General features: G+C 73.7%; 14 protein-coding genes. 11 read left to right on the top strand and 3 right to left on the bottom strand.

The features are described 5' to 3' along the window. Window positions 1-819 precede the first annotated feature (819 nt). The 9 genes from WMF12_RS48645 (at window position 820) to WMF12_RS48605 (ending at window position 10,041) form a co-directional block, all read left to right on the top strand. Window positions 820-1,881 carry a hypothetical protein gene (locus WMF12_RS48645; protein WP_437858763.1) on the top strand — a complete coding sequence of 354 codons (1,062 nt, stop codon included), beginning with the start codon at window positions 820-822 and terminating at the stop codon, window positions 1,879-1,881. A gap of 127 nt (window positions 1,882-2,008) precedes the next feature. Further along, entirely contained in the window at window positions 2,009-2,605 is a 597-nt protein-coding gene (gene miaE, locus WMF12_RS48640) for a tRNA isopentenyl-2-thiomethyl-A-37 hydroxylase MiaE (RefSeq protein ID WP_437743510.1), read from the top strand. A 5-nt stretch (window positions 2,606-2,610) separates the two neighbouring features. Continuing rightward, on the top strand, window positions 2,611-4,065 hold the full coding sequence (locus WMF12_RS48635; protein WP_437858748.1) for a hypothetical protein: 1,455 nt from the start codon (window positions 2,611-2,613) through the stop codon (window positions 4,063-4,065). Between the two features lie 172 nt (window positions 4,066-4,237). Then, window positions 4,238-4,720 (top strand): ATP synthase F0 subunit B, encoded by a 483-nt coding sequence (locus WMF12_RS48630; RefSeq protein ID WP_231864629.1) that lies wholly within the window; start codon window positions 4,238-4,240, stop codon window positions 4,718-4,720. Further along, a complete protein-coding gene (locus WMF12_RS48625) occupies window positions 4,717-5,718 on the top strand; it encodes a F0F1 ATP synthase subunit B family protein (protein WP_437858739.1) in 1,002 nt (333 codons plus the stop codon). The genes WMF12_RS48630 and WMF12_RS48625 overlap by 4 nt, the downstream gene beginning before the upstream one ends. Continuing rightward, window positions 5,715-6,257: an ATP synthase F1 subunit delta gene (gene atpH / locus WMF12_RS48620; RefSeq protein WP_012241970.1), complete on the top strand. Its 543-nt coding sequence runs from the start codon at window positions 5,715-5,717 to the stop codon at window positions 6,255-6,257. The genes WMF12_RS48625 and atpH overlap by 4 nt, the downstream gene beginning before the upstream one ends. Before the next feature lie 116 nt (window positions 6,258-6,373). Further along, the gene (gene atpA, locus WMF12_RS48615) at window positions 6,374-8,266 is read left to right on the top strand and encodes a F0F1 ATP synthase subunit alpha (RefSeq protein WP_437858719.1); all 1,893 of its coding nucleotides are present in this window, start codon (window positions 6,374-6,376) and stop codon (window positions 8,264-8,266) included. A gap of 6 nt (window positions 8,267-8,272) precedes the next feature. Beyond that, window positions 8,273-9,244, top strand: coding sequence for an ATP synthase F1 subunit gamma (gene atpG / locus WMF12_RS48610; protein ID WP_437858708.1), 972 nt, complete (start codon window positions 8,273-8,275; stop codon window positions 9,242-9,244). A 191-nt stretch (window positions 9,245-9,435) separates the two neighbouring features. Next, window positions 9,436-10,041 (top strand): L-threonylcarbamoyladenylate synthase, encoded by a 606-nt coding sequence (locus WMF12_RS48605; protein ID WP_437548379.1) that lies wholly within the window; start codon window positions 9,436-9,438, stop codon window positions 10,039-10,041. 70 nt (window positions 10,042-10,111) lie between these two features. On the opposite strand, the gene WMF12_RS48600 is transcribed toward WMF12_RS48605, so the two are convergent. Beyond that, window positions 10,112-11,050: a DNA-methyltransferase gene (locus tag WMF12_RS48600; protein WP_437743504.1), complete on the bottom strand. Its 939-nt coding sequence runs from the start codon at window positions 11,048-11,050 to the stop codon at window positions 10,112-10,114. Next, window positions 11,047-11,955 (bottom strand): penicillin-insensitive murein endopeptidase, encoded by a 909-nt coding sequence (locus WMF12_RS48595; protein WP_437858683.1) that lies wholly within the window; start codon window positions 11,953-11,955, stop codon window positions 11,047-11,049. Before WMF12_RS48595 ends, WMF12_RS48600 begins: the two co-directional genes overlap by 4 nt. Window positions 11,956-12,702: 747 nt before the next feature. On the opposite strand from WMF12_RS48595, the gene WMF12_RS48590 reads away from it, so the two are divergent. After that, entirely contained in the window at window positions 12,703-14,271 is a 1,569-nt protein-coding gene (locus WMF12_RS48590) for a hypothetical protein (protein WP_437858677.1), read from the top strand. A gap of 223 nt (window positions 14,272-14,494) precedes the next feature. Here WMF12_RS48590 and WMF12_RS48585 read toward each other — a convergent pair whose 3' ends face one another. Then, complete coding sequence (locus WMF12_RS48585) at window positions 14,495-15,475, bottom strand: hypothetical protein (protein ID WP_437858670.1); 981 nt, start codon at window positions 15,473-15,475, stop codon at window positions 14,495-14,497. On the opposite strand from WMF12_RS48585, the gene WMF12_RS48580 reads away from it, so the two are divergent. Continuing rightward, window positions 15,456-20,963 carry a cellulose synthase gene (locus tag WMF12_RS48580; protein WP_437858664.1) on the top strand — a complete coding sequence of 1,836 codons (5,508 nt, stop codon included), beginning with the start codon at window positions 15,456-15,458 and terminating at the stop codon, window positions 20,961-20,963. The genes WMF12_RS48585 and WMF12_RS48580 overlap by 20 nt on opposite strands. The last annotated feature ends 62 nt before the right edge of the window (window positions 20,964-21,025 follow it).

Below are 21,025 nucleotides of genomic sequence, written 5' to 3'. Positions count from 1 at the left end.
CGCTGCTCTGAAGTCCGCTCCACGAAAATAGGTTTCGGGGGCGACCGAAAGAACCGTCGCCCCCAACTTATCCACAGGTCTCACAGCGAGGACTCGCCTCTAACTCCTGGAGATCTCTATGTTATTCTGAATGTAATCGAAGGGCGTGTCGACTTTTCAACAGTCCGCCCACGGCCGCTTCGTCCTCGGGGAATCGTCCGCATGCTCCCGCCAACTGCGGGTGAACAGTACAGCCCTCCTGTACCAGGGCCCGGCCCGGCTGCAGCCGAGCACGCCGATCGAGGTGGGGGTACAGCCGTCGCGTCGAGGTCCATCGCATTGAAAGACAGATCGGCACAGCCGTCCCCCATACCGCCTCACAGAGCTCGGTAACCCGCAGCGCCCCTTTCGAGGCCACCCTTTGGAGGACCCGGTGCGGCACGGAACCGCCCCGAGGACGAATCGGAGGTAGCACCGGGTGAGTCCGGGCGTCTATCCCCAACTGCGAAACTTGGCTCAAGTATCCGATAATATTGTTATAAATTCAGTCCCTGACACACTGCGAAGCCGGCTTCGCGTCGACCGAGCTCTGGCTGCCGGACACGAGGCGCCAAAACTCCCGACGCGGGGCGGTGATTTTTACGACGCGCTCACGATTGCAGAGCAAAACCCGCTCATCTCGTCGTCAAGAGCCTCGACGTGGCGGGTTTTCCAGCTTTTTGAGGAAGACGGAGTTCGTCCAGCACAGAGCGACCGAGGTTCGCCGGTTTTCAGGAGCCGAGAATTTGCCCCCGGGGTCCAGGTGTGCGGTATGGCGAGGCGATGTCGTCAGGGATCCGGTTGACAAGGGGGGCACTCCTGGCGCAGCGGCCGGAGGGGGCGTCGCGCCGGGCGGCGGCCGCCTGGCGGGCCGGGGCCTTCTCGGTGGCAGGCGCGCTCCTGACGGCGTCGGCCGCGGGGCCGGCGGCGGCCGACGAGCTGCCGCCCCAGCTCGCCTACGCCTACGGAGAGAATGAGACGCCCCGCGCCGCGGCCTTCGGGGGCGCGCTGCGCGCCCTCGGGAACGGGACGTCGGCCGTCTTCCTCAACCCGTCCGCCATGGTGGAGACCCGCGTCTACCACCTCCAGGCGCTCTTCCAGGGGAGCCCCGAGGCCGGCCGGCACGCTTACGGCGGCGTCGTCGTCGACTCGGTCACCGGCAAGCTCGCCGGGGCGCTCTCCTTCGTGGGTGGCTTCGTCGACATGGACGACGGCGGCATCAAGCGCTCCTACCTCGACGCGCGCGCAGGCCTCGCCTACCCCCTCACCGAGCGCGTCTTCGTCGGGCTCACCGGCCGCTACGCCAAGATCACGCAGGACGGGACCCTGCTCGAGGGCGGCCTCGGCGACAGCTCCGTCTCGGGCGGGCTCCGCGAGTGGGAGAACGGGAAGCTCGTCGGCCGGCACTCCTTCGTCGACGAGTTCACGTTCGACGCCGCGCTCACCGTCAAGGCGACCGACAGCCTGTACATCGCGGTCGTCGGACAGAACCTCACCTACCCGGACCACGGGCTGCTCCCCACGACGGTCGGCGGCGGCATGGGGCTCGGCACCGCTGACTTCTCGATCGAGGTCGACGGGCTCGCCGACTTCAACTCTTACCGCGACACCACCTTCCGCTTCATGGCCGGCGGCGAGTACCTCGTCGCCGATCACTTCCCGCTCCGCGCCGGCTACCGCTTCGACCAGGGCGCCGACCAGCACGCGCTGTCGCTCGGGCTCGCCTATGTGGGGACCCAGTTCGCTGTCGAGGGCACCGTGCGGCGAGCCCTCGCCGGCGGAGGACCCACCACGTTCGTGGTCGGGCTCGCGTACCACCTCGAGTCGAGCGGGCTGACCCGCGGGTCGTCCGACAGCTTCTAATCGACGGACGCTCCAGAGCGACACCGCGCCGCGGCGCGGCGTCGGCGATCCGTCGTCGCGCCCGCGCCGACCTCGAAGCCCGCCTCCCCCTTCTCGCCGCGCCGCGCCTGCTCTAGGTCGGCCCTACGTGCTGTGCCTGACCCTACCGACCGACCCACGCTGGGCTGACGTGGCGCTCGCCGATCTGCCGGCGCTCCTGACCGATCACGCGCACTGCGAGATGAAGGCGGCGTCGAACGCCCTGTCCCTCGCCGCGCGCTGGCCGTCGCTCCCGCGCCTCGCGCGGGCGCTCGTCGACCTCGCCGAGGAGGAGCTCCGGCACTTCCGCGCGCTGCTCGACGTGATCGAGCAGCGCGGCCTCGCGCTCGGCAAGCCGGAGACCGACGTCTACGCGAGCGAGCTGCGCAAGGCGGCCTCGAGCACCTGCGCGCGCAACGCGAAGGCCGCGCTCATCGATCGGCTGCTCGTCGGCGCGATCATCGAGGCCCGCTCCTGCGAGCGCTTCAGGCTGCTCGCCGACGGGCTCGCGGCGCGCGAGCACGAGCTCGCGCCGCTGTACGAGGAGCTCTTCGCGTCGGAGGCCCGGCACTATCGGACCCTCGTCGACCTCGCCGTCGAGGTCGCCGGCGACGAGGGCGCCACCCGAGTGCGGCTGGCCGAGCTCGCGCGCGCCGAGGGCGAGATCGCCGGGCGGCTCGGGACGGCACCCGCGGTGCACGGATAGGTGACATGGAGATCGATCTGATACGCCTCGACCGGGACGTCGCCCGCGCGGAGCGCGCGTGGCGCGCGGCGCACAGCGACCTCGCCCGGCGCGGTCCGGCCCCTCCCGCTGCAGACGAGGACGGCCCGAGCGCCGCCGAGGCGAGGGCCAGGCTCGAGAACCCGCTCGATCCCTTCCGGCGCGTCAGCTCGCGGACGACCTACCTCGAGCTCACCGGCAAGACCCCGGGCCTCGGCGCGGAGCTCGGGCTCGCGAGCCCGACGTCGCCCGCCGCGCCGGATCCGACCGGCCTCGCGGCCCCCCTCGCCGACTGGGTCTACGCGCTCACGCTGGAGCGCGTCGTCTGGGCCGACCGCGTCCGGCTCGCCGCGGCCTGGCACGCGCCGCTGGTCACGATCGACCTGCCCGAGCCGGCGCGGATGTCGCCCCACGAGGCGCGGCTCAGGCTGCTCGCCGACCCGACGAGCGCCGGACGGCAGATCTTCGCCGAGGCGCTCGCCCGAGGCTCCGGCGCGGTCGCCGACGCCGCCCGCGTCCTCGTCGAGCGGAGGCACGAGGCGGCGCGGCAGCTCGCGGAGGAGGGCCTCCGCGCGATCGAGATCCCCTGCGACCCTCCCGGCGCGGCGATCGGCGCCGCGGAGGCGCTGCTGCGCCGGACCGAGTCGGTGGTCGAGCTCGATCCGACCTGGCACGCCGCGCTCGGGCGCGCCGTCGGCCGCGACGCGTCGTCGGGGTGGCCAGCGCGGCTCGGCCCGCGGTGGATCGAGGAGCTGTTCCGCGCGACGAAGCTGACCGAGGGCGTCGCGATCGATCTCGGACCGTTGCCGCGGCCGCTCGGCGCGGCGTCGTTCGCGCGCGCGCTCGCCCGCTTCGGCGCGGCGCTCGCGCGTGGTGATGGAGCGCGCGGGCCGTTCGCGCTCTCCCACGCGCCGTTCGATCTCCGGCAGGCGCGCCGCGCCGCGCTCTTCGGCGGCCTCGTCGCCGATCCCGTCTTCTGCGCCCGCGCGCTCGGGCTCGGCCGGGGCCGCGCGCTCGATCAGGCGCGTGCCACCGCGCGCAGCCTCCTCCTCTCGCTGCGCCTCGAAGCCGCGACCGTGGCGCTCGTGTTCGGCGCCGGCCAGGACGGAGGCGGGCACGTGCTGCTCCGGGCCTCGCGCGATCGGAGCGACCGCTTCGAGGAGACCACCGCGCGCGCGCTCGGCGCGCCGATCCCGGGCGCGCTCGCCGGGGTCGTCCCGGCGCTCGATCCCGGTGCGGCGGTCCGGCTCGCCGGGGCGCTCCTCGCCGCGCGCGATCGGCGCGGCCTGATCGAGCGCTTCGACGAGGACTGGTTCCGCAATCCGCGCGCCGCCGAGGCCATCCGCGACGAGGACGGCGCGCGCGCGCAGGCGCCGCGCGCCACCGAGGGCGATCTCGAGGCCGGCCTCGGCGAGATGATGCGCGCGCTCGCGAGCCTGTAGCGCGGGCGCGTCGTCAGGAGACGTGATGTTAAAGAGGGGCTCGTCCGCTCTGCGAGAACCCTTCCAGCTTTGACTGACACGTGCTAGTGCCGGCTCGCGAAATCGCCCCCTCGGGGGGCGTGGGGCAGCGAGCGGCTCGCGCTGCGCCGCCCTCGTCGCCGAACAAGCACCCGTGAACCCGAACGCAATGCACCCTCTCCTCGCGTCCGGCGCCAGCGCCATCGCCGTCGACTTCGATCTGACGTTCCTGGCGCAGGTCGTCCTGTTCTCGACGTTCGTCGTCGTGCTCAAGCCGCTCCTGTTCGATCCGCTGCTCCGCGTCTTCGAAGAGCGCGAGCGGCGCACCGACGGCGCCAAGCGGGAAGCGCGCGAGATGGACGAGCGCGCCGGCGAGCTGCTCACCCGCTACGAGGCCGAGATCGAGAAGGTCCGGCGCGAGGCCGGGATCGAGCGAGAGCGGCTCCGCGCCGAGACGGCGAAGATCGAGGCGCAGATCATGGCCGAGGCCCGGGCCGAGACGGCGCGCATCCTCGAGGACAGCAAGGCGAAGATCGCGGCCGAGGTCGCCCGCATGCGCGGCGAGCTCTCCGCCGCCCAGCCCGCGCTCGCCGCGGAGATCGCCGCCAGCATGCTCGGCCGCGAGGTGCGCCAGTGAAGAAGCCGCTCCGCCGCTCCTCGCTCGCGCTCGGCCTGGCCGCGGCGCTCGCCGCCGGCACGGCGCTGGCTCAGACGCAGCCGCCGGGCTCCGAGCCGGCGCTGCCCCCCGGGCACCCGCCCATCCCGTCGCCTGCCCAGGCGCAGCCGGGCTCGCCGCCAATGCCGCAGCGCCCGCGCGACGCGCAGCCCGGCCGGCCGCTCGGGCCGGGCGGCCGCCAGCTCCCGCCGGGCCATGGGCTCCGGCCGCCGGGCATGCAGCCCGGCCGCGCGCGCCCCACGCCGCCGCCCGCGCAGCCCGAGCACGCCTCCCACGGGGAGGGGCACTGCCCCGGGCACGGCCCGACGGATCCGCCGCCGCACGTCAACTGGTGGCACGGCCTCATCGGCGTGAACAACGAGGCGGCCGCGAAGGGCGGGATCAACGCGCTGCTCTGGCGCTACCACAACGAGCAGAACCCCTGCGATCCGAAGAACGAGCCGCCGCCGTTCCTCGCGTCGGTCCTGAACTTCGGGCTGCTCGCGCTCATCGTCGTCCGCTTCGGGAGGAAGCCCATCGCGGAGGCGCTCAAGAAGCGCAAGCAGACGATCACGCAGGAGCTCGACAACGCGTCGCGCCTCAAGCAGGAGGCCGAGCAGCGGCTCGAGGAGTACGAGGACAAGCTCACGCGGCTCGAGGAGACGCTCGCCGAGCTCAAGGCCGAGCACGCGGCGCAGGCGGAGGTCGAGAAGGCCCACGTGCTCGCCGAGGCGGAGCAGCGGCGCGTCCGGATGCGGCGCGACGCCGAGTTCCGCGCCGAGCAGGAGCTCAAGGCGGCGCGCGCCATGCTCCTCCAGGAGGCGGTGCAGAACGCCGTCGCCGCGGCCGAGGAGCTGCTCCGGCAGCGCATCGGCCAGCAGGACCTCGACCGGGTCAACGAAGAGTACCTGAAGGCCATCCCCGCGGCCGTCTCCGCCGGCGCGCGCCGCGGAGCCCAGACCACCGGAGCAGCGACATGAGCTACGAGTCCGTCGCCCGACGCTACGGGCGCGCGATCTTCGAGATCGGCAAGGAGACCGGGACCCTCGCGGCCCTCGCCAGGGAGATCGGGGACGCCAGCGCGATGTACTCGGCGAGCGAGGAGCTCCGCCTCGTCCTCGACAACCCGCTCATCCCGGAGGCCTCGCGCGAGGAGCTGCTCCGCGAGCTCGGCGGCCGCGCCGCCTTCTCGGACGTGACGAAGAACACCCTCCTCCTGCTGGCGCGGCGCCGGCGGCTCGCGGCGCTGCCCGAGATCGCGCGGCAGCTCGCGCTCCTCGTCGATCAGGACCAGAACGTCGCCCGGGCCGTGGTGACGAGCGCGGGCCCGCTGAGCGACGGCTACCTCGACCGGCTCCGGGCCGAGCTCGAGAAGGCGACCGGCAGGAAGATCTCGGTCACCCACAGGCAGGATCCCTCGCTCATCGCGGGCGTGGTCACCCAGATCGACGATCAAGTGATCGACGGCAGCCTCCGGACCCGGCTGTCGAGCTTCCGTGACAACCTGCTCAGGACCTGAGGGGACGCGAGCAAGCCCCCGTGTTTCATGATGGGTCGTGGCCCGGCGCTCAGCGCCCCCTCGACCTTGACGACGTTGACTCCGCAGCCCAAGCGTCTCCCGACAGAGGACTCCGCATGCAGCTCCGCGCCGAAGAGATCTCCCAGATCATCAAGAAGCAAATCCAGAATATCGACAAGGCCGCTCAGGTCACCGAGACGGGCACCGTGCTCACGGTGGGCGACGGCATCGCCCGCGTGCACGGCCTGAGCCGCGCGATGGCCGGCGAGCTCGTCGAGTTCACCGGCTCGGAGGGCGGCAGCCTGATGGGGCTCGTGCTGAACCTCGAGCAGGACAACGTGGGCGCCGCCATCTTCGGCGACACGAGCGCCATCAAGGAGGGCGACGCCGTCAAGCGGACCGGGCGCATCATGGAGGTGCCCGTCGGCGAGGCGACCCTCGGGCGCGTCGTCAACGCGCTCGGCATGCCGATCGACGGCAAGGGGCCGATCGACACGAAGGAGCGCCGCCGCGTCGAGGTGAAGGCCCCCGGCATCATCCAGCGCCAGCCGGTCACCGAGCCGATGCAGACCGGCATCAAGGCGATCGACGCGATGATCCCGGTCGGCCGCGGGCAGCGCGAGCTCATCATCGGCGACCGGCAGACGGGCAAGACCGCCGTCGCCGTCGACGCGATCCTCAACCAGAAGGGCAAGGGCGTCATCTGCGTCTACGTCGCGATCGGCCAGAAGCTGTCGACGGTGCGCCAGGTCGTTGACCGGCTCGATGCGCACGGCGCGCTGGAGTACACGATCATCGTCGCCGCGACCGCGAGCGAGACCGCGCCGCTCCAGTTCATCGCGCCGTACACCGGCGTGACGATCGGCGAGTACTTCCGTGACAGCGGGCGCCACGCGCTGTGCATCTACGACGATCTGTCGAAGCAGGCGGTCGCGTACCGCCAGCTCTCGCTCCTGCTCCGCCGCCCGCCGGGCCGCGAGGCGTACCCGGGCGACGTCTTCTACCTCCACTCACGGCTCCTCGAGCGCGCCGCGAAGATGGCCGACATCTTCTACGTCGTCTCGAAGGGGACGAAGATCGAGGGCGGCGACGCCTCGTACCGCGGCGTCGACGGCAAGGCGCACGTCGGGGCGCACGGGATGCACTCGGCGAAGGACTCGCTCTGGAAGACGATCGACGGGGCCCTCTTCGAGAAGCTCGAGCAGGCCCGCAAGGACGAGAAGAAGGACGAGATCAAGAAGCTCGAGCAGCAGCTCTCGGACAAGGCGAAGGCGAGCGACTACGAGATCGTCCGCGATCCGAAGTCGGGCGGCTCGCTCACGGCGCTGCCGGTCATCGAGACGCAGGCGGGTGACGTGTCGGCGTACATCCCGACGAACGTCATCAGCATCACGGACGGGCAGATCTTCCTCGAGGCCGACCTCTTCTACTCCGGCGTCCGCCCGGCCATCAACGTCGGCATCTCGGTCAGCCGGGTCGGCGGCAACGCGCAGATCAAGGCGATGAAGTCGATCGCCGGCACGCTCCGCCTCGACCTCGCGCAGTACCGCGCCATGGCGGCGTTCTCCCAGTTCGCCTCGGACCTGGACGCGAAGACCCGCGCGCAGCTCGAGCGCGGCGCGCGCCTCACCGAGATCCTGAAGCAGGGCCAGTACGTGCCGCTGGCGGTCGAGAAGCAGATCCTCATCATCTACGCCGGCACGCAGGGCCTGCTCGACAGCCTGCCGGTGAGCTCGCTCTCGCGCTTCGAGGAAGAGCTCTACAAGTTCATCGAGGCGAAGCACCCCCAGATCTTCGTGGACATCCGCGAGAAGAAGGTCCTCGACGACGACCTCAAGTCCCGGATGACGAAGGCGATCGACACCTTCAAGAAGCGGTTCGCGGTGGAAGCGAGCGGCGCCTCGACCGCGGCCGACGAGGACGGTGCGGGCGACGAGGAGGAGGAGGCGCCGGCGCCGAAGGCCAAGTCGAAGAACGGGAAGAGCGCCTCGAAGGCAAAGGAAAAGTAGGCAGCCGTGCCCAGCCTCAAGTCCATTCGCAAGCGGATCTCCAGCGTCAAGTCGACGCAGAAGATCACCCGCGCCATGAAGATGGTCGCGGGCGCCAAGCTCAACAAGGCGCAGCAGCGCATCACCGAGCTGCGCCCCTACGCCGTGAAGGTGCAGGAGGTGCTCTCGGCGATCACGCGCGACGCGGCTCCCGCGGCCGAGGCGCTCGCGGCGGAGGGGCACGGGGCGGAGGGCGAGGCGGGCGCGCCCGCCGGGGGCGAGCAGGCGCTGCACCCGCTGCTCGTGACCCGCCCGGAGCGGCGCGTGCTGCTTGTGGTGCTCACGAGCGACCGCGGACTTTGCGGCGCCTTCAACACCAACATCAACAAGCGCGCCGAGCGCGAGTGGAAGAGCCGGACGGAGGCGGGCCAGGAGGTCCAGCTCGCGATCATCGGCCGCAAGGGTCGGGACTACTTCAACCGCCGCGGCGCGCCGATCCTCGAGTACCTGGCCGGGGTCTGGGACAAGCTCAACCTCGAGACGGCCCAGGCCGTCGGCGCGAAGCTCCTGGCCCCGTTCAACAAGGGCGAGATCGACGCGATCTACCTCGTCTACAACGAGTTCAAGAGCGCCATCACGCAGACGGTCGTCGTCGAGCGGCTCCTGCCGCCCGCCGGCGGTCCGGCGAAGGAGCAGGAGCAGGGGGACGAGGGCGGCCACGGCGCGCCTTCGGCGGCGTCGGAGTTCCTCTACGAGCCGGACAAGGGCGCGCTCCTGGAGCGGCTCGTGCCGATGTACGTGGACATCTCGATCCTGCGCGCGCTCTACGAGTCGATGGCGAGCGAGCTCGGCGCGAAGCTCACGGCGATGGACGCCGCGAACAAGAACGCCAAGGAAGTGATCGACAACCTGACGCTCGAGTACAACAAGGCGCGTCAGGCGGCGATCACCAAGGAGCTCATGGAGATCATCGGCGGCAGCGAGGCGCTCAAGGAGTAGCCAGCAGCGCTGCACGCCGGGATCTTCGATCTCCGCCTTAAGCCGGTCGCGCGTGCGACCGGCTTGCGTCTCGGGGCTTCGCCCCGCCTCTCTTCACCCGCAGCGCCCGCACCCGGCTGCCCGTCGCTGGTCGTACATCCAGGCAGCCAGCACTGGCGGAACCGACCGGGCGGCCCCATGGTTGCGTTCCCGTGCTCCAGCCCATCAACCCCGATCACCCGGAACCCCGCAAGATCGCGCGAGCGATCGATCTCATTCAGAAGGGGGAGGTCATCGGCTACCCGACCGATACCGTGTACGGGTTCGGGTGCGACCTGATGAACAAGGCGGCTATCGAGCGGGTGTATCAGATCAAGGGGATGCGCCAGAACAAGAACCTGGCGTTCATCTGCCCGGATCTGAGCGACATCGCGCGCTATGCGATCGTCGAGAACCAGGCGTACCGCATCCTGAAGCGCTACCTGCCCGGGCCGTACACCTTCATCCTCCCCGCGACGCGCGAGGTGCCGAAGTATGTGCACCTCAAGCAGAAGACGGTCGGCATCCGCGTGCCGAACCACCCGGTCGCGCTCGCGCTGGTCCGCGCGCTCGGGCGGCCGCTCATCAGCACGACCGCGGCGCCTCCCGGGGAGGATCCGATCATCGATCCGGGGGAGATCGACGACCGGTTTCCGGGGCTCGCCCTCGTCCTCGACGCTGGGACCGGCGGGTCGGTACCGACGACCGTGATCGACCTGAGCCAGGGCGAGGTGCAGATCGTCCGCGAGGGCGCGGGGCCGATCGACGAGCTCGTCTGAGCCGGGGTGAGAGGAGGAGAGGGGCATCCGAGCTGCCCAGCCCGAGGAGAGGGAGCTCGCCAGGGTCCAGTCAGGGGCGCTCCGGCTCGCTCTCCGCGGCTGGAACGGACTCGTACGCCGTGTACACGATCCCCTCGCGGTCGAGCCGCTCCCGCGCCGTCGCGAACGCGAGCGGGCTCCGGTCGCCGCCGACGAAGCGGCGGCCGAGGCGCGCGGCCGCGACGAGCGTGGTGCCGCTGCCGCACATGAGGTCGGCGACGGTCGCGCCGGGCGCGGAGGACGCGCGGACGATGCGCTCCAGCAGCCGCTCCGGCTTCTGCGTGGGGTAGCCGGTGGCCTCGCGGCGCAGCGGGGTGTTGGCGACCATCCCGGGAATGTCGCTCCACACGCTCCCGAGCCGGCGGCCCTCGTCGGCGTAGTACCGGTACGCCTTGCCGCCGAGGATCCGCTCGCGGTACAGGCGGCCGTCCTCGTCGCGGTGCTTGAAATGCATCGCCAGGCTGGTCTCGGCGTACGGCTCGCGGAGCGTCGGATCCGCGGCGTTGTAGACCACCTGGCCGCGCTCGCTCGCGGCGCGCGCGTAAAGGAGGATCGTCTGGTGCGTGACGGAGAAGCCGCGCGCGCCCCGGCCGCCGTTGCCGGGCGCCCAGATGATCTCGCCGAGGAAGGCGCCGCGGCCGAACAGGCGATCACACGCGACCTTCGCGTCGTGGACCGCGCGGTGATCGAGGTGCAGGTACAGCGTCGCGCCCTCGGTCATGCGATCGCGGATGGCCGCGAGGCGCGGCGCGAGCATCGCCACGAGCGCGTCGGCGCTCGCGCGATCGTCGTACGCGTCGGGCCCGCTCTCCGGCCTGCGCCGGCCGCGCGCCTGGCCGCGCGCCGCCCGCGCGGTCATCGTCGTCCCGACGCCGAAGGGAGGATCGAGGTAGACGAGATCGAACCGCACGTCCGCGGGGAGCGCCGCGCAGACGTCGGCCGCGTCGCCGTGCGCCAGGAGGTGGCTCACAGCGCGCTGTCGGGAGCCGCCACGCGAGATCCCGCGGCGGCGCTTCCAGGCAGGAGGTCGTCGAGCAACGCAGCGGCGAGGTCGCCGTCCGACGGCGCGATGAGCTGCGGCACCGCCGGGAGCCACGGCCACTGCGGGCCGCCGCCGAGGCAGCCGGAGAGGGTTTCGTCCGGCGTACACGCGACGCGGAGGTGGATGTGATCAGCGTGCGCCGTGCTGTCGCCCGGCTGGAGCAGCACGCTCTCGGCATACCAGATGAGCTCCGGGTCCTCGCCGAGCGCGCGCGCGTACTCGATGAGCAGCGCCTCGAGCCAGCGGGCCAGGAAGAGCCACTGGACGTGCGCGTCGGGCGAGCGGACGAGCGACTTCACGAGCAGCCATTCCCGCTCGACGTCGAAGCGGACGTACTGCGGCGCGCCGGCGCGCGGCGACGCGGGCTCCTCGGCGCCATCGCTGATCCGCCCGAGCCCGTCCGGCCCGAAGGCGACGAAGCCCGGTGATCGCACAGGGCGGCCGTCCGGGGTCAGGGAGTAAAGCAAGAGGTCGGCGTCGCGCCCGGTGCGGTGGGACCGGTGCCCCCGCGTCGCGCCGCCGTAGCGCGCGGAGAGGTCGCCGACGACGAGCGGCTCGCCGCCCGGCCGCGCCAGCGCCACCTCCGCCGCGGCGCGCTGGACCGCGGCGACCAGGCGCGCCGTCCCCCACCGGATGCCGTTGCTGCGAAGCAGCCGGTAGCCCGGGCCCTGCCTCGGGAGCTCGACGGCGTCGGTGATGACGCCGTGGTGCGGGACGCCGATCGAGCCGCGGAGCGCAGGGGCGAGCGGCGTGGGCGAGGAGCCGACGCAGGCCGCGCAGCAGAGCGTGACGAGCCCGAGGAGGAAGGTGGCGAGGAGAGGACGGCTGGGCATCACGACGAAAGAGAGGAGGGCCGCGGCGCCAGGCACCGGACGGACGAAGCTGACAGCCGCTCGTTAGCCTCGCCGGCGGCGGAGGGGAAGTTCTCGGCTCACCCGGGTGCCCGGAGCGCGGCGCGCGCCGCGAACGTGGGTCCAGCCGGCAATGCAGATGAGCTCGCCTGCGCGCGTGCGCTCCCCATGGTTGTTCAGGTCGTTGATGATCCATGGAGGGGCCGTGTCGGGAGGCCCGTCGTGGACAAGATCGGCCTGGTTCAAACGCACACCGGGATCGGGAACAAGATGGCTGTTTCGGTGATCGCTCGTCCTCCTGGCGGAGGTGATATCGCAGGGTCCTGCGTCCCGAAATGGTCGCTCGATGGCTTATATCGAGCATCGATGGATATCCGCACGACTCAACGCGTGCGGACCGGCGTCGCGCCACGCAGAGGCGGCCAAACTGCCACATAGATCTGGCGCCGCGACAAGGCCCCTGGAAAGGGCGCCACCGGACACACGTGAGAGGGGACAGGCCGCGGGGATGCGTTCCGGCACGTCCAGCGCGCACGGCACCGTTCGACGCGGGCACCTCCATCGTCCCACGGTGCCGCCACGCAACATGCCTGTGCGCGCGCCCCAGCGATTCCACCCGACGAGGTCGCGTCCCATCGCGAGCTCGCGCGCAGCGGCCGCGCTCGCGGCGCTGCGGGGCTTACGCTCCCCCTGCCCTCGCGGAGCGATCAGCGCTAACACCCACGCCCCATGGATCCCGAGCAGCGCGCCACCCAGCGGAGCACCAGCCAGGGGAGCACGGGCGCAGATCGACAGCCGCCGCCAGCGGACGAGCCCGAGGGTGTCGCCTGGAAGGGCGCGCTGGCCGTCGCCCTCGTCGTCGGCGGCCTCGTGGTGTGGCGCGCCTGCTCCACACCGGGAGGCGCCACGAGCGACGCGCCCGCGCCGCCCAGCGCGACCCCCGCGGCGTCCGCGCCGAGCGACGCCGACGATGCCGGCGCGGCGCCGCAGCCGACGCCCCCGCGCTGCACTCCGGCGAGCCCGCCGCCGTTCGTCATCGGCGACGCACCGCCGGCCGCGCGCGGGGCCGAGGAAGGCGCGGGGGGCGGCGACGCGGACAGCGCCGAGGACATCGCGCCGTTCGCCGTCAAGGTCGGCCGCGGGACGACGTTCTCCGGCGGGTTCGCCGTGGGCGCCCAGCGAGAAGCCGAGGGCGGGACCGTCGCGATGGTGGCCACGCTCTCGGCCGACGGCGCCCAGGGGAAGCTCGTCCGCCTCGCGCGATCGCGCGGGGACATGGATCCTCCGGTCGTCGCAGGCGCCGGGGGCGCGATCCTCGCCGCGATGCTCGAGCCGAACGCAGGCGGGCGCGCGATCAAGGTCGCCAGGGTCGAAGGGGACCACGTGACGTGGGGGGCCGAGCTCGCCGAGGGGCGCGACGAGTCGCTCGCGCTCGACATCGCCGCGTCCGGCGAGCGCGCGGTCATCGTCTGGGACGACGTGACCCGCGACGGCAAGCGATCGCGGATCATGCTCGCCTCCGCCGACGTGGGCACGCTGCGCTCCGTGACGTCGGCCCGCCCGGTCTCCCAGCCGAGCACCGACGCCGAGATGCCGCGCGTGCTCGGCCGGCCGGGCGGCTACTGGCTCGCGTACATCGCGCGCGCCGAGGAGCCGGCGCGAAAGGCCGCAGCGAAGAAGGACGACGGCGACGAGGACACCGCCGCGGCAGGCGAGACGATCACCCACCAGTGGATCGAGGTGGTCCCCCTCGACGAGGCGGGCGCGCTCACCGCGACGCCCCGCGCGGTCACCCCCAAGAACGGACACGTGCTGGCGTATGACCTGACGCTCGGCGACGACGACGGGCTCATCCTCGCCTTCCGGGACGACGACACCCCGAGCGGCTCGATCGGAGGGCGCATCAGCGCCGTGCTGGTGCGGCTCGGCGGCGCCGGCGAGCCGCGCGTGCTCGTCGGCGGCGATCTCGAGCAGGACGCCCCGCCCGAGGCCGGCCTGGGCCTGGGCGCCGGGGTGCCGGCGCTCCTCCCCGGCGCTCGAGGCCCGGGCGGGCAGGACCCGGCGAAGGCCGCAGGCGCAGCGGCATGGCTCGCGATCGCGAACGCGTCCGGCCCGACGCAGCTCGCGGCGCTCACCGCGAGAGGCGAGCTCGAAGGCGGGCTGCAAGCCGAGCCGGCCCTCGGGCGCGGCGAGCCGATCGCCGCCTCCGCAGAGGCGCTGCTCGTGGCACACCCGGCCGGAAAAGCGATGAAGCTCGCCTTGCTGCGCTGCGCATCGACAGCACCGTTCAACAAGTAGGTCGCCCCTGTATCGGTAAGCGCGCGACGCCAGCGAGCAGACGCATCGACTGTAGATTGAAGGCGCGTGGATGTGTAGCATCCGCGGCGGTGGCCCACGGGGACGATCCGCAACACGAAGCGTCGCGCCGGCCTGGTTTGCCGAGCCTGTCCGGATCGCCGGACGAAGGTGGCTGGGAAGCCAACGCCGACAACGCTCAAATGACGCGCGCGAGCGCGCAACCTCAGCCCGGCGCGAAGACGCTGCTCGTCGGCACGAGCACGTCGATGCCCGGCGCGCCGTCGAGCGCGAGCGCGCCGACAGGCGGCGAACCGCTGCCGGCGGCCGCGAGCGCGCCGACAGGCGGCGAACCGCTGCCGGCGGCCGCGAGCGCGCCGACAGGCGACGAACCGCCGCCGGCGGCTGCTAGCACGCCGACAGACGGTGAACCGCTGCCGGCGACCGCAAGCCCGCTGCCACCGCTGAACCCGCCGCCGCTGCCGAGCGCGCCGCTGGCCTCGAGCCCGCCGCTGCCGCCGAGCGCGCCGCCGCCAGGGCCGAACAAGACGCCGGCCCCGAGCGTACCGCCGCCAGTACCGAGCAGGCCACCGCCGCTGATCCGCCGCAAAGACGGCAGCGTCGCGAGCGGGCCGCCACCGGCGCCGCCGTCGCTTGCGCCGCCGTCGAGGCCACCGCCGCCGATGCCTCCGGGAGGCGCGTCCAAGACGACGGCAGCGCCCCCTGGACCCAGCCCCGCCCGCCCTCCGGCGCGCGGCCCAGGCCAGCGCCCGCAGATCCCGAACCGCGCCGCAACGCAGCCCGCTCCAGGCTCCGCCGCGAGCGCGGGCAAGCCGGCGCCTGGCTCCCAGCCGGGCGGCGCGGCCCAGGCGATCGCCGCCTTCGACGCAAGCACGACGCCGATGCCCATCTCGGTCGAGCCGACCGCGACGCCGCTGCCCATCTCGGTCGAGCCGACCGCGACGCCGCTGCCCATCTCGGTCGAGCCGAGCTCGTCGCCGACGCCCATCTCGGTCGACTCGCTCGAACCGGCGCCCGCGCAGAGCGCCACGCCGGCGCCCGCGCAGAGCGCCACGCCGGCGCCCGCGCAGAGCGCCACGCCGGCGCCCGCGCAGAGCTCCGCGCCAACCGCGACGCGCACGCCGTTGCCGGGCGGCGCGCACGCACCGAGCGCCACGCGCACGCCGATGCCGGGCGGCGCGCCCACGCCAGGCGCCCCACGCGCGCCGCTGCCGGGCGGCGCGCCCACGCCGAGCGCCACGCGCACGCCGATACCGGGCGTCACGCCGAACGCCGCGCATGCGCCGGGCGCCACGCCCGCGCCGAGCACGGCGGCGCCCGCGCAGAGCGCCGCGCATGCGGCGACCGTCCTGCACGCGCCGAACGCCGCGCATGCGGCGACCGTTCTGCATGCGCCCGCGCCGAGCGCCGCGCACGCGCCCGCCCAGCCACCTCCGGCGCCCCGCTCGCAGCCGAACGCGCCCGAGGCGCCCGCGCAGAGCCCGCAGCTCGCCGCTCCGGACCTCGCCACCGAGCTCCAGCAGCGCGCCGAGCGGCTCAAGGGCAGCGATCCGGTCGGCGCGGCGCGCGCCCTCGTCGAGCTCGGCATCCATGAAGAGCGGGTGCTCAAGAACCCCGCCGCCGCGCGCCGCTCGTACGAGCGCGCTCGACAGCTGTCCCGCACGCTCGAGCCGGCGCTCTCGCGGGTCCACCGCGTGCTCGACGCGCGCACCGAGCTCGCCCTCGCGCTCGAGGTCGTCGAGGACAAGCTCCGCGTCGCCGAGACCGACGCGCTCCGGGCCGACCTCCTCGCCGAGCGGGCGCGCCTGCTCCAGGCGCTCGGGCGGACGCCCGAGAGCTGCGAGGCCTTCACCGAGGCGCTGCGGCTCGTCCCGCTCCACGCCGCGTCGCTGCGCGGGCTCGAGATCGCCCTCCGGCGCGAGAGCGCCCGCGGCGCCGAGCAGGCGGCCAAGGACCTCGCCGCTCACCTCGACCGGCTCTCCGCCGCCTACGCCCCAGGGCGCGGGCGGCCGGACGGCGACGGCCAGCTCACCGCCTGGGTCCACGTCGAGCGCGCCGCCGTGCTCGATCGGAAGCTCTACAAGCCGGAGCTCGCCCTCGCGTCCCTCGAGGGCGCGATCGCGTTCGATCCAGGGCCTGGGCCCGTGCGGGAGGCGCTCCGCCGCCACCTCGTGCACCACGACGGCATCGTCGGCCTCGTCAGCGCGCTCTCCCTGGAGGCCGATCACGAGAGCGACGACGACCGCGCGGCGCGGCTGCTCTACACGGCGGCGCGGCTGCTCATCGACAAGATCCGCTCCCCGGCGGACGCGGTGCCCCTCCTCCGGCGCGCGTCGACGCGGGCCCCGGCCGGCTCGCCGACCGCGCGGCGCGTGGTCGGCGAGCTGATCCGCCTGCTCGAGGCGAACGGCATGCTCGAGCTCGCCGCCAACGTGCGCCAGAAGGAGCTCGCGCTCCTCACCGACAGAGAGGCGATCATCCACGAGCACGTCCGCCTCGCGGAGATCTACGACACCCTCGGGGACGCAGAGCAGGCCGCGCTCCACGCGACGCGCGCGCTCGACCTCGATCCCGAGGACAGCTCGACGCGGGAGCGGCTCGACCGCGCCCTCCAGCGCCTCGGCCACCACGCCGAGCGCGTGGAGGTGTGGACCGCCGTCGCCAACGCCGACCGGCCCGCGCCCGTCCGGGTCGCGGCGCTCCTCCGCGCCGCGGACATCTCCGAGCGCCACCTGAAGCGGCGCGACGAGGCGCTCGCCATCCTGCGCGCCGCGTGGGCGATCGAGCCGGGCAACAGCTCGGTCTTCGACGCGCTCTCCGCCCTGCTCACGCCGGACGCCCTGGCCGTCGAGGAAGATCCGCGCGGCGTGCAGGCGCGGCTCGACCTGTACACGCAGGCCGCGAGCGCGACGGAGGACCCCACGCGCAAGATCGGGCTGCTCGAGAAGCTCGTCTCCATCTGGGAGGACGAGCTCGCCCAGCCCGCCCGCGCCGTGGAGGAGATCGAGAAGATCCTCGCGATCGACCCGGAGCGGCGCGCCGCGATCCTCGCGCTCCAGCGCAACGCCGCGCGCGCGGGCGACGCGCAGCGGCTCGCGCGCGCGCTCTGCGCCGAGGCCGAGCTCACGAGCAGCCCGCGCGAGCAGCGCAGGCTCCTCCTGCGCGCCGCCGACGTCACCGAGCTCCGGCTCGGCGATCGCGACCGGGCCTCGTCGCTGGTCGATCGCGCGCTCGCGATCGATCCGGCCGACCCCGACGCGCTGCGCGCGCGCGTCCGCCTCGACGAGCGCGCCGGCCGGTACGAGGAGGCGCGGCGCGCGCTGCTCAAGCTCATCCAGCGCGACCCCGCGGGAGACGCGGCGTTCAGCCTCTGGATCGAGGTCGCGGGGCTCGACGAGCGGCGCCTCAAGCGGCCGCACAGCGCGGTGGAGTCGTACCGCGAGGCGGCGCGGAAGAAGCCCGCTCACCCGCTGCCCCGGATCGAGATCGCGCGGCTCCTCCGCGAGACCGGCAACTACGAGAAGCTCGTCGAGGTGCTCAGCTCGCTCGCCGACGAGGCGCAGCGGCCCGACGACCACGCGCGGCTGCTCTTCCAGGCGGCCGAGGTGCAGGAGCTCGCCCTCGGGCGCGATCAGGACGCCCTCCGCCTCCTCGCCCGCGCCGACGCGGCGCTCGCCTCGGGCCAGCACGATCCGGCGATCCTCGACGCGATGGAGCGCATCTACGTCCGCGCCGGCGGCGCAGGCGTCGGCGTCGGCCTCGGCGCGCCCGTCGCGCAGCGGCCCGCGACCGGCGCCCGCGCGTCCAGCCTGCCGGGGATGTCCGCCTCCATGATCGCCAGCGAGCTCGCGGGGCTGTACGCGCGCTGGCTCGAGCGCAAGCCGCCGGCGCTCGTCGATCACGCGCTCCGGATCTCCCTTGCGCTGGTCCTCGCGGACAGCAGCCCGCGCCAGGCCGTCGAGATCCTGGAGGGGCTCGTCGGGGTGGTGCCGAACCACGTCCCGGCGCTCCGCATGCTGGAGCAGCTCTACCGGCACCTCGAGGCGCCGACGTCGCTCGCGACCGTCCTGCGCGCGGAGGCCGACGTGTTCACCTCCGCCACCGCGCGCGGCGGCGCCCTCTGGGAGATCGCGTCGCTCGAGGAGCAGCTCGGGCCGGGCGCCGCGCTCGAGGCGCTCGCGCGCATCGTGAAGGAGGCGCCCGACGACGCGGCCGCCCACATGGCGATCCTCCGCATCGCCGCCAAGGCGAGCCCCGCGGATCCGATCGCGCCGCGGGCGCAGGCCCTCTTCGCCAGCGCCATCCGCGACAGCCGGGAGCTGACGCCCGATCCCATCGCGCGCGCCCTCTACAGCGTCGAGGAGGCGCTCCTCGCGGAGGCGCAGGCCGACGCGGACCCCGCCGCCGCCCGCGCGGCGCTCGCCGGCTTCCGCAACGCGCTCGGGCTGTGGCCGGAGAGCGTCATCGCGGCGCGCGGGCTCGATCGGCTCGCGCAGCGCCTCGGCGACCGCGCGAGCGTGATCGCGGCCCAGCTGGCGCTCGCCGACCTCGTCCTCGGAGCGCCCGCGCGCGCCATGCACCTCGTGCGCGCGGCGGAGCTCACCGCCGAGGACGCGTCCCCCGAGGGCCGCGCGCGCGCGCTCGAGCTGTACGAGAGCGCGCTCCGCGCGGATCCGGGCTGCGTGGCCGCGGCGCGCGCGCTCGCCCGGGAGCTCGCGGGCGATCCCCAGCGGCTCACCGACCGGCTCGGCGAGGCGCTCGGCAAGGCCGCGAGCCGCGAGGCGATCTCGCTGCTCGGCACGGAGATCGCCCGGTCGGTGCTGCAGCACCACGGGCGCCCGGGCGCGATAGACGCCGGCGTGGGCATCGCGGCCGTCCGGCGGGTCATCGAGACGCTCCCGAACGACGCGGCCGCGCTGCTCCTGCTCGCGCGGCTGCTCACCGCGCAGCGCGTCTGGCTCGAGGCGCGCGACGCCCTGAAGCGCGCCGTGGCCGCGGCGACGGACGCCGAGACCAAGATCGCGGCGCAGTTCCTGATGGCCGACCTGTACGAGGGGCCGCTCGCGAACCCGGCGCTCGCCCAGGACGCGCTCCAGGCGGTCCTGTCGCTCGACGCGCAGAACCGTCCCGCGCTCGAGCGGCTGCACAAGCTCGGCGTCACGCGCGGCGACCACGCGCTCGCGCTGCGCGCGCTGGGGCGCCTGGTCGAGCTGTCGCCCGACCCGGGCTCCCGCGTCGAGGCCGCCCTGCGCCTCGCGGACGCCTACCGCGACGCCGGCGACACGGCCGGCATGGTCCGCACGCTGTGCGACGCGATCGTGAGCGCGCCCGGCGGCGACACGCGCGGGTGGGTGGCGCTCGCCCGCCTGTACCGCGTCGACACGAGCGAGGGCGCCGCGGCCTACGCCAAGGCGCTCGCGCAGCTGCTCGAGGTCGCCGAGTCGCGCCGCATCCCGGCCGATCCGCGCTGGCTGACCACGCTCGGCCTGCTCGAGTCGACCCTGCTCGTGCGGCCTCGCGACGGGCTCGCGCGCCTCCAGCAGGCCGTCGCGCTCCCGGGCGCGCCGCCCGAGTCGCGCACCGCGCTCGGCCGCGGGCTCGAGGCCGCGGGGCGCAACGCGGAGGCGGTCCAGGTGCTGCGGGACGTCCTGACGCCCGATCCGGAGGTCTTCACGCGGCTCCCGGACCTCGGCCCGGCGCTCGCCGCGCTCGAGGCCGCGCTCGCCAAGGACGGGCGCGCGGAGGAGCGGATCACCGTGGAGGAGGTCCGCGCCTGCCTCGGCGAGGTGTCGCTGGACCGCATGGCCCGGCTCAGGGGCCGGCGCGTCCCGTCGGAGGCGCCGTACGCCGGGGCCTTCGCGGGCCCCGAGATGGGCCGGCTGCTCCTCCCGGAGGCCCGGAGCCCGTGGATCGACGTGGCGCTGGCGATCGCGCCGATCGCCGCGAAGGCGATCCGCTTCGAGCTGAGCAACTTCGGCATCAGCTCGCGCGAGCGGATCAGCCCGCGCGACAACCACCCGACGCGGCAGCTCGCCGAGCGGGTGGGCCGCGCGCTCGGCATCGAGGCGTTCGAGCTCTACCTCGTCCCCTCGTGGCAGGGAGCCGCCCGCGTCTTCCCGGGTGATCCCCCTGCCCTCGTCGCGCCGACGTCGTTCATGGAGCTCCCGGAGCTCGAGCAGACGTTCGCGCTCGCCCGCCTCTTCGCCCGCGTCGCGGTCGGCTTCACGTTCCTCGACGAGATCCCGGCCGAGGCCACCGACGGCCTGCTGCTGGCGTCGATCCGCACGATCGATCCCGGCTTCGGGTCGGGCGCCATCTCGCCCCCGCGCGAGCACGCCACGCAGCAGATGCTCCCCGGCGTGCAGCGGGCGATCGGGCGCCGCCAGCGCAAGATGCTCGAGGAGCTCGCGCCGACCGTCGCGGTGTCGTACGACGCGCGCGCCTTCGTCCTCGGCCTGCGCCGGAGCGAGCACCGCACTGGCTACCTGCTCTGCGGCGACGCGCTCGCCGCGATCGACTACCTCCGCCGGTACGATCGCGACATGGCCCGCTCGACCGAGGAGCCCCGCCTGCTCCTTCAACATCCGGTGTCGAACGAGCTCCTGCGCTACGCGCTCTCGGCCGAGGCCTACGCCGAGCGCCGGCGCGCCGGCTCCATCTGGCCCGCCGTTTGAGCGGCACGCGCCCGCTGCGGATACGGGCCCATCTCGACGTTTTCGGTGCTCGGCGTACGTGA

Source organism: Sorangium sp. So ce363 (assembly GCF_051520435.1).
GTDB classification, from domain to species: domain Bacteria; phylum Myxococcota_A; class Polyangia; order Polyangiales; family Polyangiaceae; genus Sorangium; species Sorangium cellulosum_B.
The sequence above is the reverse complement of the archived record's forward strand: the minus strand, read 5'-3'. Positions and strand labels throughout refer to the sequence as shown.

Excerpts from the sequence above, each read along its gene's own strand:
- atpH (WP_012241970.1), top strand. The coding sequence starts at position 5,715 with ATGAGCTACGAGTCCGTCGCCCGACGCTACGGGCGCGCGATCTTCGAG.
- WMF12_RS48590 (WP_437858677.1), top strand. The coding sequence starts at position 12,703 with ATGGATCCCGAGCAGCGCGCCACCCAGCGGAGCACCAGCCAGGGGAGC.
- WMF12_RS48595 (WP_437858683.1), bottom strand. The coding sequence starts at position 11,955 with ATGCCCAGCCGTCCTCTCCTCGCCACCTTCCTCCTCGGGCTCGTCACG.
- WMF12_RS48580 (WP_437858664.1), top strand. The coding sequence starts at position 15,456 with ATGCCGGGCGGCGCGCCCACGCCAGGCGCCCCACGCGCGCCGCTGCCG.
- WMF12_RS48635 (WP_437858748.1), top strand. The coding sequence starts at position 2,611 with ATGGAGATCGATCTGATACGCCTCGACCGGGACGTCGCCCGCGCGGAG.
- atpA (WP_437858719.1), top strand. The coding sequence starts at position 6,374 with ATGCAGCTCCGCGCCGAAGAGATCTCCCAGATCATCAAGAAGCAAATC.